Here is an 11647-nt window from a genome sequence, read left to right on the forward strand (position 1 = left end):
GGGGAGCGACTTCGCAATTCAAGCCCCCTTGTCCCCCTGCAAAAAAAGAAACTTTAAAACGCAGAGTGGGGTTAAGCCAAACAAAAGGATTCTGATAAATAGAATCTTTGAAAAGGAATTAAAAATACAAATAAGATTCTGAAAATTCTAAAAAAGAAAATTTTAGAAATTAGAAAATTGCAGAATCTAGAATCTCGCGAAGTTTTTGCAAGATTCTAAAAAAACTAGATTCTAAAATGGATTGTTTCACTAACGCTCGCAATGACTCAATTTTTCAGAATCGCTTGCTTTCACTTTTCAAACTTCTTTAGATTCTCTAAAATTGTTTTTTCACGCAAAAGGTCGCTCCCCCTCCTCACTCCCCCCACGCCAGAAAAGCTCCGCGCTTTTCTTCTCTCGGAGGGAGAGCCTCGCTGTTTCCCTTGCTAGAAAAAAATCGGGCATTAGCACTTCTGCTAATGCCCGATTTTTTTCACCACGCAAGGGGCGAGAATAAGGGTTACGCATTTTCAATGCGTAACTTGAATTCCTTTATTCCATTTACAGCCACTTTGGATTAGCTGTAAGGCTAACTAGAAGCCAGATTCTATAGCTTGGAAGCTTGAGCGCATGCTGGATTTTCTCCCTGATAATATCAAGTTCCTTTGCGTTGATGCTAAGCCCATGCGTGTCTAAAATATTTACCTCAATCATAAAAAACCGCCCGCTTTTTGCCACATGCGTATCATATTCGCTAAAGCCATATTCCTTGCTCAAATCCTGCATAATTTGCGTAATTTGAGAATCTAGCTCCGGCGGGGCAACCATCACCAAATCTTTGAAATTTGCAATCATAATCTTAAGCGGGCTAAAAGCTAATCCAAAAGAAAGGAAAATAAGCAACAGCGGGTCGATGTAGTGGCTAATCGCGCTTTTTTGCTGCGGATCAAAAAGATACACACAGCCAAATGCCACAATCGCGCCAAAATACAGCGCACAATCAATAAGCCACTCCGTCCTATCAACATAAAGCAACTCAGAATCTAAGCGCTCTGCATAAAAATGCGTGTAAGCAAAAATCCCAAGGCAAAGCACAAACGCGCAAATCGTATAAATCACAGCACTTCCAAGCTCTAAGCTATAACCGCCTTTAATCACAGAATGCACGCCAGAAAGCAGCGCATACACGCACACAGCGAGTAAAACCGCGCTTTTAAAGAAATTCACCATCGGCTCAAAACGCACATAGCCATACTGAAAAATATCATCATCTTCTTTGTAAATATAGCGCGAAGTCACCACACTCAAAAGCCCCAAAGCCACGCTCACGAGACACACAATACCATCAAAAATAATCGCGCTTGATTTCATAAACTGCCCAAATCCTATGCCAAAAATCGCCAAAAGAAGCGCACAATACATTGAAACTTTGAGTGCACGTTGCTCTTTTGTCTTGTTTTCTTGCATATTATGAGAATCTTCAAGGCGCACTTTTTTGCCGTAATTTTGCTTAGTTTGCCCTCTTTGTGTGATTATTTCGTGCAAATTTAAAAGAGTGTTTTTACTAAAGGTTTTAAATTTACTTGTGTATATTTTAAGAAATTCTTTTGCCTTTACAAAACTATTTTCTTGCTTCCTTGAAACATAGCCATAAACAAATCCAAACAAGATAAAAAGCGGCTGCAAAACAATATTAAATACAGAATCAAAAAGAAAATGCGCGCAAAAACCACAAATTAGCACACATAAGCTTAATGCAACTAGCCTATCGAACCTTGAGTTTGCATTTATGCTAAATTTACGAGCGCGCGCGAAAAGCATTCCCGCAAAAGTTGCAATCGCCATAAAACCAAACAATCCATAAGCTAACATAAAACTTAAAATAAAATTATGCGGATTATTATAGCCATTGTGCTTTGAATCGCTGATTGAGGCATAAACACGATTTTGTGGATTCTTAGTGTTGGGGTTGTTATAGTAATGCCAAAGATATTCACCCATTTGATAAGCTCCTACAATGTGTGGTTTAATAGGATTTTCAAGAATGGCAAGTAAAGCAGATTTATTCATTGCAATTCTTGCGAGAGAAGAATGTTCCCAGCTAATAGGATTTTTGCCGTCCTTTGTGCTTTCTTTAGCGCACACAAACCAACCATTAAAACATAATGCATCATATTTACCCATTTCACTAGGCGCACTACTCCACACAATAGTAAAATTTTCCATCATATGCGCAAAATTATAACGCTCTGGTAGGGTTTTACTGTAATGATAACCATAAAAGCCCAACCCTACACATAGCACAAAAAATAAAGGCAAGGTAATTTTTTTGTATTTATAGCGATACAACAAAAATGGTGCTATTATCATTACAATAAACGCCACAAAAAAAGAGCGCTCACCATTACCAAGTATCGCTTGAACGCAAGGAATAAGTCCCAGCAAACAAAGAATCTTTAACCACCATTTTTTAAAAACAAAAACTCCACTTATGCAAATAGCACTAGATAAAAATAACCAAAAGCTTATAGTGTAGACAGCTTGAAAATAAAATGGAACATTGTAAGTAGTGTTTGATTTAGAGGCTACCTCAATCGTTCCATAAACATCTATAGCGCATAATAATCCAATAAAAACAAAACATATAATTACAAGCTCGCGCTTCGCGTATAAGGCAAACAAAAATCCAGCTAAAAAAAGTGGCAAATAACCAACCACATTAGAATTTACCGCGCTTAGGACTTGAGAAAATGTGCGGGGCAAAATGGGATTAAAATAAGTCAAAAGCCCGCAAATCACTACGATTCCAAAGCAAAGAAGCGGAATTTTTAGCGCTTTAAAATCTTGTTTTTGAAAGCGTTTGTAAAAAAAAAGGATAAATAAAAGCGCGCCTAAGTGAAAAAATGTCTGCGCGTGCAAGCTGTTTTTCCCAAATGATGAAAGCCCCAAAGCATACAACACAAAGCCTGTAGCAAAAAGCAAAAAAATGAGAATCTCCACATATTTTGCGCTGTAAAAATAAAGAAGCTCAAAAAACTTTTTTTGCAGAGACAAGAAAATCCTTTATGTGGTTTTAGAGAAATAAAGTGCGTATTGTAGAAAAAAATGTCTTAAAAAGTTGTTTGACTTTGACAAGCCAAACAAAAAAGTGTGCGCAGATTCTGCAAAGTTTAGATTCAAAAGAAGCGGGGTGATAGAAAAATTAGAATTTAAAATTCACCCCAAGCATAATGCGTGCAATTCCGCTAGGGACTACTCTTGTGCGCGTTGTGGTATTTGGGTTAAAAAATGTCTCTCTAGTAAATGCCGAGCTAAAGTAGCGGAATTTTAACTCTAACTCCAAAAACTTCGCCACTTCATAGCCCAAACCAAGATTTATCCCCATAGTAAGGGCTTTTTGATCATCATATGCACCCTCAACTTGCGCAAAATTCTCCCCCAATCCAAGTCCGCCAAAAAGCGAAAATCTCGGTGTAGCATAATAGTGATAGTCCGCATTAAGCGTGAAAAGATTGTAATTTATACCTCCCACAAGATAGCCAAGATCGCTAAACTGCACGCGCGAGTAGTCAAAATAAAGGCGCAGTGCGTGCTGATAAGGTTCTGCATCTCTTAAGAAAAACTCATAGCCGATATTTACGCCATATGCAAGTCCGCCAGCAGCGTTATTTGGCGCAGAGGTAACACGCCAAATAGGCGCACCAGCAAACTGATGCCCCTGTGCTATTTCTAGCCCACTTCTTTGAATCTCATTTGCACCAATCCCGCCATTAATACCAAAAATAAAGGTATTTTCCCTAGCAGCAAGAGCGCCAACAAGCACACAAAATACAAGAAAAATCTTTTTTACACCACACATGCGCTCCCCCTTCTTTTTGCTAGATTATTAGATTTTAAGGCTTTAAAAGCTCACATTTAAGCATAAAATTTTCAATAAGATTCTAAAAATCTACTTTTCTATATAAAAACTTTTCACATAAGAATCTATTGCTTGCAATACCTCATCTTTGATATGAAGCTTTAGGCACAGCACGCTAAGTTGGAAGCCCATATCTTGGAGCTTAACTTCATCTTTTGTAGTGACAAGAAGGCTTGTAGCTTGAAAATGCGCGATTTGGGATTCTAAAAATTCCTTATCAAATCTCGCGTGATCGCGCAATGTGATTTTCCCAACCACCTTTGGCAAAAACTCATCTAAGCGCGAAGGATTAGCAATCGCTGTCAAAAGCAACATGCGCTCGCTCTCATTTTCTACCGCCACTTCGCGCGTGTATTCTATGCCTTCACGCACGAGCAAATCCGCGCTTTTATAAAGATAGGGCATCTCGCGATACATTCCACTTGGGATAGGAAAGGGGAAGTAGGGCTTGAGCTTTGGTTGTAAGATGAGATTGAGCTTTTTAAAGTTGAAACGGAATCCATCGTCTAAAAAAATACATTTCGCGCCTAATTCTTTGGCTTTTTCTATCGCTTCTACGCGGTTTTTGGAGACGATGACGCTTGCGTTTTTCACGCTTTTTGCTAAAAGATAGGCTTCATCGCCAGATTCTTTTTCTCTGCATTGCAATTCCCCCCAAAGACTCACAATCAAAAGTCCCTTGCTTTGGCGTTTGTAGCCTCTTGAGATGATGGCTACTTTTTCATATCTTTTGGCTACTTCAATGATAAATGGCGTCTTCCCACTGCCGCCTAGCACGAGATTCCCAACGCTTATAATTGGCAGGTTAAAATCATAATAGCGGGAGAGTTTCCGGCGCAAAAGCGCAGAGATCGCATACAAAAAAGAAAGGGGCAAAAGCGCGAGACTTAGCACCTTCTGCCAAAATGTCGGATTATAAAAATAAGAATCTATAAAACGCATATATTCCCTTTTTTCAAACTTTCATTCATTAAACCACGCAAGATTCTAAAAATTCTAACCAATAAAAAAGAATCTTGCAAATCAAAGCAACCAAAAAATGTCAAATATGCACGCGAAACGCAGTGGAGCGGAGGCGAAGCGGAATTTACTTCCGCGAAGACGATACTAGTTAATGGAATACTAGAACAAATCCCCCGCTTTTGGCTTATAGAATCTTGCAAGTTTATCATCAAGTGGTACTAAAAATCTATAAAAAATCGGCACGATAAGCAATGAAAGCAACATCGACACAATAAGCCCGCCAATCATCGCAATACCTATGGGATTTTTCATCGCCTCACCCGCGCCATTAGCAATCGCAAGCGGAAGCATACCAAAAACCATCGCAATCGTCGTCATCAAAATCGGGCGCAAGCGCAATTCCCCAGCGCTTATAATCGCGCTCATTATATCCATGCCTTCCTTGCGCTTTTCATTTGCCACATCAATAAGCAAAGTCGCGTTTTTCCCAACCATACCCATAAGTAGCATAAGCCCCATAAGCGAGAACATACTGAAAGTTTCCCCTGTGATAAAAAGCGCAATAAACGCGCCTGAAAAGCTTAGCGGAAGCGTCACCATAATAATAAACGGCTGTAAAAAGCTCTCATACAACGCCGCCAAAATAAGATAAATCAAAATAATCGCCGTAACAATCGCCACGCCAAAAGCCACCAAAGTTTCTTGCATATTTTCCACTTCGCCTTGCAGTTTGTAGCTCGCACCGGGCTCTAGCCATTGATTTTGTGGATCAAGCACGACTGAAAACAAATCCCCAAGGCTCGCACCAGAATCTTTATTCACCTGCGCATACACAGTAAGGCTTCGCTGGCGGTTAAAGCGCGTAATCGTCGAGGCTGTCTTTGTCTTCTCAATACTTACAAGCCCTTCTAAAAACATAAGTTCGCCCTTAGCATTTTTCACCTGCAAGCGTTTAATATCCTCAAGCACGCGCCTATCAGAATCTGGCACACGCAAAGTGATGTCATATTCCTTGCCATTTTCTTTGTAATAGCCCACAGGATATTCACCAGAAAATGCCGCGCGTATGGAGTTACCAATTTCTTGCGAGCTCACGCCATATTTATTTGCATTTGCGCGCACAATGTGGAATCTATACTCTGGCGCATCATCAGCTTTGTTTAAGTGCAAATCCGTCGCCTTGCCTGCTAGCTTTGTTTCAAGGAGGTTGTAGAGATTTTGCTGGGTTTTGTAGAGAATCTCATCATTTGGCGCAAGAAGGGCGATTTGGAAAGGCGAGTTATCCCCGCCACCGCCAATATCTGAAACCTCAACAACTGAAATTGTCATATCCTTTGCTACTTCGTTACTTTTCAAAAGTCCGCGCACCTTATCCATAACCGCAAACTGCGTATTTTCCTTGCCCTTGCGCTCATTTCTATCAAGCATTTTTGCATAGATTTGCGCTTTGAAAATATTTTTTTGGGAATTGTAGCCAATTTGAAGCGTTGCAAAGCGCGTGGTTGGCTCATTTAGCACGATATCTTGCAAAATCCCACTTCTGCGCTTCATCTCTTCCATGCTAATGCCCGGCGCAACTTCAAGGAAAATATTATATTCGCCCTTGTCCTCTTTTTTCATAAAATCAAAGCCAAGCGTGCTTGACAAAAATAGCGAGCCGATAAACACCGCAATCACGCCAGCAAGCACGATGAGCTTGTTATTTAGCACAAAGCCAAGCGTTTTTACATAGATTCTATCAAGCGCGTTGAAAAAACCTTCCGTCTTGTAATAGAATTTAGAATGCTTAGGATTTACGACAATTGAGCTCACCATGGGGATAAAAGTCACCACCACAATATAAGAAAGCCCAATTGCAAGGGCTACGGTGATACCAAAGCTTTGGAAAAATTTCCCCACAATCCCGCTCATATTCCCAACAGGGATAAACACTGAAAGCAACATCGCAGAAATCGCCACAATCGCAAAACCAATCTCTCTCACGCCTTCATACGCAGCCTCGCGCTTAGGCAGTCCAGATTCTAGCTTTTTGTGGATATTTTCAATCACCACAATCGCATCATCGATGATAATCCCAATCGCAAGGGTGAGCGCTAGGAGAGTGAGCATATTAAGCGTTAAATCAAACGCACTCATAAGCGCAAATGTCCCAATAATCGACACAGGGAGGCTTAATGCTGCCACAATAGTAATGCTCACACTGCGCAAGAACAAAAACACAATGCTCACCGCCAAAATCGCGCCAAGCAAAAGGTCAAACTTCACATCAGCAATAGAATCTTCAATGTAAGTCGTCGTGTCTTTAAAAACCTGCACTTCGTAGTCTTTACTCACAGCCTCGATTTCTTTGAAAGTCTGTTTGACGGCTTGAGCGATTTTTATGTCATTTTGCCCTGAGATTTTTTGCACTTCAAAGATAACACCGGGCGTCTTATCATAGCTCGCATAAGTCCTATCCTCTTCGATAGAATCTTCAATGCGCGCAATGTCTTTTAAGCGCACGCCATCACTTACGCGGATTTCGCCCATTTCCTCGATATCATAGCTATTGGCATCAGTGGTAAGCGCCCATTCAGTTTTTTGACTTACCAGCCTTCCGCCATCAACTTCGAGATTCTCCTGCCCGATGAGGTTTGCTAGGGTTGAGTAGGTGAGATTGTATTTATTCATAAGCGTTGGATTTGGGTAGATTCTGATTTGTCGCTTACGATAGCCGCGCACTTCCACGCTTCCCACACCGCTAATTTTTTGCAACATCGGCTTTATGATATTATCCGCATGCTTCATCATCTCACTTGGTGGGACTTTGGTGCTTGTGAGGAAAAGTGAAATCACAGGCGCAGAGCCTGTATCTACCTTCCGCACACTTGGGGAATCCACCCCGCTTTCAAGCTTCACCGTGCCGATTTTATCACGCACATCAGCCACAGCCACATCAAGATCTTTTTCAAGCTGGAATTCCACCACCACAATGCTTGTATTACGCACGCTTGAAGAAGTTACTTTTTTAATCCCATCAATCCCTAGCACCGCTTCTTCGATTTTATCCGTTACTTTTGTCTCAATCGTTTCTGCGCTCGCGCCCTGATAGGTTGTAATCACCGTCACCACAGGGAAATCCACATTTGGGAAAAGCGAGATAGGCATTTTATTTACCGCCAAAAAGCCAAAAAATATCACAGCCAACGCAAACATAAGCGTGGTAACCGGGCGAGTAATGGCGAATTTATACATAAATGCTCCTTTTTGTTTTTGCCTTATGGTGGGAATCTGCTAGATTTTGCTAGATTCTATGGATTAGCTTTTGTGCAAAATCGCGCGTGTAAAACGATTAGTTATTTTGTCTGTATATACCCATCTCCAAATGTCCCGGGTATGATGCCCTCCACCAACGCTTCTGCTTTGACTTTACGATTAGATTCACTTGCGGTTGGATAGATTTTATTAATAACTGCGACTTGTTTGGAATCTATCCCATCAACGCTAAACTCAAACTTATCGCCGACTTTGACCTTGCTAATGTATTTAAAGTCAAACTCTAGCACGATTTTCACTTCTTGGCTGATGAGCCTAAAAAGTTGCGTGCTATTTGCGCCCACACCATCGCCTAGCTCGACATCTTTAGAGGCGATCACTCCATCAAATGGCGCGCGCAAAATACTTTTGCTTAAAAGTGCTTCTTGGTAGGCAAGATCTGCTTCAAATTTTTTATAATCCGCGTAATAGCGCTCCAGTGTGTTTTTATCCACAGCGCCACCAGATTTTTGGTAGCGCTCATATTGCTTTTTGTTAAAGATAAATTGCTGGCGGATAGATTCTATTTGTGCGCGCTGGTCTTGGCTAAAAAGCTCTAAGAGTTTGTCGCCTTTTTTTACCGCGCTTCCCACATCGACATATATTTCTGTCACAATGCCACTATTTCCTAGGCTCAGATTCGCATCTTTAATAGCCTGCGCGTTAAAAATCGCATACACGCTCTCCGCATTGAGAATCCCGCAAAAAAGCATGCTTGCTAACCAAAGCCTTTTGCCCGCACTTATAAATCTTTGCATCACGCCCCCCTTTTTAGCCTTTGCTTATATTTTAGCACTTGTTTAAGCGCCCTTGGCTTAGGCTATTTTTGTATGTAGTCCTCGATTTCCTGCCCGCTGTAATACAAATAACGCGCCTTTTCTATCTCATAATCATTGAGACTTTGGATAAAGGTTGTTTCCGCATTAAACTTCGTGCTCAAAGACTGCAAATAGTCTGTAAAGTTGAGAATCTGTGAATTATAGCGTTTTGCGACATTTTCAAAGCTGATATTTGCAGATTTTAGCGCAGCTTCGGCACTTTTGATTTTTGCTTGGGCGATTTCTAGGCTTTTGCGATAAAGTTTTTCATCTTTTTCCTGCTCGTTTTTCTTGTATGCTAGCTCTTTTTGTGCCTGCAGTGCGCTATAACGCAAGGCTTCTTTTTGCTTTGAAAGGTTAAAAAAGTCAAAAAGGCGCATATCCACGCTCACTCCTAGCACATTTTGCGTTGGTGGGAAGCTCATTTTCATAAAGTTACTCCCACCAAAGCTAAAGCCTCCGCCTGCGCCACCGCCACCTAAAAGCTCATCAAGTGCAGGCTTTGAAGTGACATTACCTAGCGAATTCCAGCTAAAACTATCGCTAACTGCGATTGTCGGCAAATAAGTCACTTGCTTTGCTTGGAAAGTGATACTTTTTGCGCGCTCTTCAAGGGCGATGATATCTTGACGTTTTTGCATATTAAAGGTTGGCATTTTGATATCCACGCGCTTTAAATCCTTGACTTCAAGGTTTGTAAGAAGGGAAAGCATAAGCTTATTACGCTCCATTTCAAGCACGATATTTGCGATGTCATGCTCGGTGGTGAGAATCTGCGCGCGCAAAGATTCTAAATCATCAATAGTCGTAAGCCCGGCTTTATAAAGGCGCTCAATACGCTTGATATTTGCCGCTAGCTCTTTGCGGCGTTGCTCAAGGGAAATCATCTGCGCTTGATTTGAAAAATATCCATAATACTGCTCAATCACGCTTAGGAAAAGTTGCTCTTTTGTATTTGCCCTATCAGCGATACTTGAGCGGTGCAAGGAGCTTCGCTCGCGCACTTTGTTATAAGTCTTAAGCCCGCTAAAGACTTCCCAATTTGCGCGCAGGCTCGCGGTATGAGTTTGCATTGTGCGGTAAGTATTGTTTGTATCTTGGAAAGAATAGCTTCCATCAAGCGTGGGGAAAAACTCTCTTTGCGCTGCAGCCTTATTTGCCTCTGCCTGCAAAATTGCAATATCTTTTGCCTCTAAGTTGTAGTTGTTTTTTGCCCCTTCCAAAAGATCGCTCAAGCTTAATCCATCATTTGTCGATGGGCTAAGAATGCTTAAATTTTCATGAAAGCTAAGCTCTTGTGAATCATCTACTATCGTAGAATCTGCCTCATCTGCGAATGTCAAAGAAGTTCCAAATATAAGAAATGTGGCTAATGTAACGCCTAAAAAACGCATTGTATCTCCTTGTATAAATCAATAAAATAAGGCAGAAGTATAGTATAAAATTGTTACTATAACAATATATTACAATTAATTTCAACAATTTAAGCAGGTTTCATTTCGAAGTCAAATAGGCTTTAAGCCCTGCGTAGATTCTTAGCAGAATCTATAACAAGGCTTATCCTTCTTGCGTTTGCAAGGCGTAGTTCATCATCTCATCTTCAGCGTAATCTTCCAAACTCACAATTTCATAAGAATCTGCATCGCTTAGGATTTTTTCTGTAAGCAAATGATTGAGTTTGTGACTTCCTGCAAAGGCGATGTAAGTGCCAAGCAAAGGCATACCAATAAGCGCCATATCACCAATTGCATCTAAAATCTTATGGCGCACAAACTCATCTTTGTAGCGCAAGCCCTCTTTATTCATAATGCCATTTTCATCAAGCACGATACAATTTGAAAGATCGCCACCTTTTGCCAACCCAATTGAGCGCAGATAATTGACTTCATTTAAGAATCCAAAGGTGCGTGCGCGCGCAATCTGCTCGATATAATCTTTGGTAGAAAAAGTAAATTTATAGGATTGCTCTTTGATGGCTTGATGCGGGAATTTAATGCTGAAATCAAAAATTGTCCTCTCACTTGGCTCCACACGCACAAATTTATCGCCATCTTTTAGCTCTATAGGTTTTTTAATCTCAAGCGCGCGTTTTGGCGCGTTTTGGCGCACGATTTGCGCCTCCTCCAAAAGCATACAATGCCCTATCGCGCTCCCATCTAGAATCGGAACTTCTTCATTATCAAGTGTGATTTTGAGATTATCAATGCCATGCGCATGGATTGCGGAGAGCAAATGCTCGATTGTAGAAATGCGCGCCTCGCCTTTCCCAAGCACCGTAGCCATTTTGGTATCCACGACATTTTCGGGCTTTAGCTCGATATTTACACCCAAATCGCTTCTATAAAATACTATGCCACTATTTTCCGCCAAAGGCTCTAAAGTCATCTTTACAGGCACGCCTTTATGCAAGCCAATGCCGACAAGCTCGACTTTTTTACCGATTGTTTTTTGTTTCATCGCGCACTCCTTGTAAAAATTTTATGCTCTTTTATCGGTGGATTCTAGCGTGCTTTTATGTATAAAAGGGATTTTTTGGTGAAAAAATTAATAAAGCTTAGATTTTCAGAATCTCTTAATTTAGTTTAATCCTGCTTAATTTCTCAAAGTTTCTTTTTTTGCAGGGGGACAAGGGGGCTTGAATTGCGAAGTCGCTCCCCTTATCCCCCTGCACCCC

7 protein-coding genes are annotated in these 11647 nt (G+C 41.0%); all 7 read right to left on the reverse strand.

Annotated elements, in window-relative coordinates; all coding sequences use genetic code 11:
- Positions 1 to 540: 540 nt before the first annotated feature.
- The 7 genes from CQA49_RS10625 to lpxC all read right to left on the reverse strand — a co-directional run bounded on the left by CQA49_RS10625 (position 541) and on the right by lpxC (position 11430).
- Positions 541 to 3033, reverse strand: a complete 2493-nt coding sequence (locus CQA49_RS10625) for a cation transporter (protein WP_115575653.1) — start codon at positions 3031 to 3033, stop codon at positions 541 to 543.
- Between the two features lie 148 nt (positions 3034 to 3181).
- Complete coding sequence (locus CQA49_RS09150) at positions 3182 to 3838, reverse strand: outer membrane protein (RefSeq protein WP_115575654.1); 657 nt, start codon at positions 3836 to 3838, stop codon at positions 3182 to 3184.
- Positions 3839 to 3928: 90 nt separating this feature from the next.
- The gene (locus tag CQA49_RS09155; RefSeq protein WP_115575655.1) at positions 3929 to 4840 is read right to left on the reverse strand and encodes a tetraacyldisaccharide 4'-kinase; all 912 of its coding nucleotides are present in this window, start codon (positions 4838 to 4840) and stop codon (positions 3929 to 3931) included.
- Between the two features lie 180 nt (positions 4841 to 5020).
- Positions 5021 to 8095 carry an efflux RND transporter permease subunit gene (locus CQA49_RS09160; RefSeq protein WP_115575656.1) on the reverse strand — a complete coding sequence of 1025 codons (3075 nt, stop codon included), beginning with the start codon at positions 8093 to 8095 and terminating at the stop codon, positions 5021 to 5023.
- 101 nt (positions 8096 to 8196) lie between these two features.
- The gene (locus CQA49_RS09165; RefSeq protein WP_309544436.1) at positions 8197 to 8868 is read right to left on the reverse strand and encodes an HlyD family efflux transporter periplasmic adaptor subunit; all 672 of its coding nucleotides are present in this window, start codon (positions 8866 to 8868) and stop codon (positions 8197 to 8199) included.
- A 107-nt stretch (positions 8869 to 8975) separates the two neighbouring features.
- Positions 8976 to 10367: a TolC family protein gene (locus CQA49_RS09170; protein WP_115575658.1), complete on the reverse strand. Its 1392-nt coding sequence runs from the start codon at positions 10365 to 10367 to the stop codon at positions 8976 to 8978.
- Positions 10368 to 10530: 163 nt separating this feature from the next.
- Complete coding sequence (gene lpxC, locus CQA49_RS09175; protein ID WP_115575659.1) at positions 10531 to 11430, reverse strand: UDP-3-O-acyl-N-acetylglucosamine deacetylase; 900 nt, start codon at positions 11428 to 11430, stop codon at positions 10531 to 10533.
- Positions 11431 to 11647: the final 217 nt, after the last annotated feature.

The sequence above is a fragment of the Helicobacter sp. MIT 00-7814 genome, assembly GCF_003364115.1.
Taxonomy (GTDB): domain Bacteria; phylum Campylobacterota; class Campylobacteria; order Campylobacterales; family Helicobacteraceae; genus Helicobacter_F.

Coding starts and splice junctions, on each gene's coding strand:
- CQA49_RS09150 (WP_115575654.1), bottom strand. CDS start 3,838: ATGTGTGGTGTAAAAAAGATTTTTCTTGTATTTTGTGTGCTTGTTGGC.
- CQA49_RS09155 (WP_115575655.1), bottom strand. CDS start 4,840: ATGCGTTTTATAGATTCTTATTTTTATAATCCGACATTTTGGCAGAAG.
- CQA49_RS09160 (WP_115575656.1), bottom strand. CDS start 8,095: ATGTATAAATTCGCCATTACTCGCCCGGTTACCACGCTTATGTTTGCG.
- CQA49_RS09165 (WP_309544436.1), bottom strand. CDS start 8,868: ATGCTTTTTTGCGGGATTCTCAATGCGGAGAGCGTGTATGCGATTTTT.
- CQA49_RS09170 (WP_115575658.1), bottom strand. CDS start 10,367: ATGCGTTTTTTAGGCGTTACATTAGCCACATTTCTTATATTTGGAACT.
- lpxC (WP_115575659.1), bottom strand. CDS start 11,430: ATGAAACAAAAAACAATCGGTAAAAAAGTCGAGCTTGTCGGCATTGGC.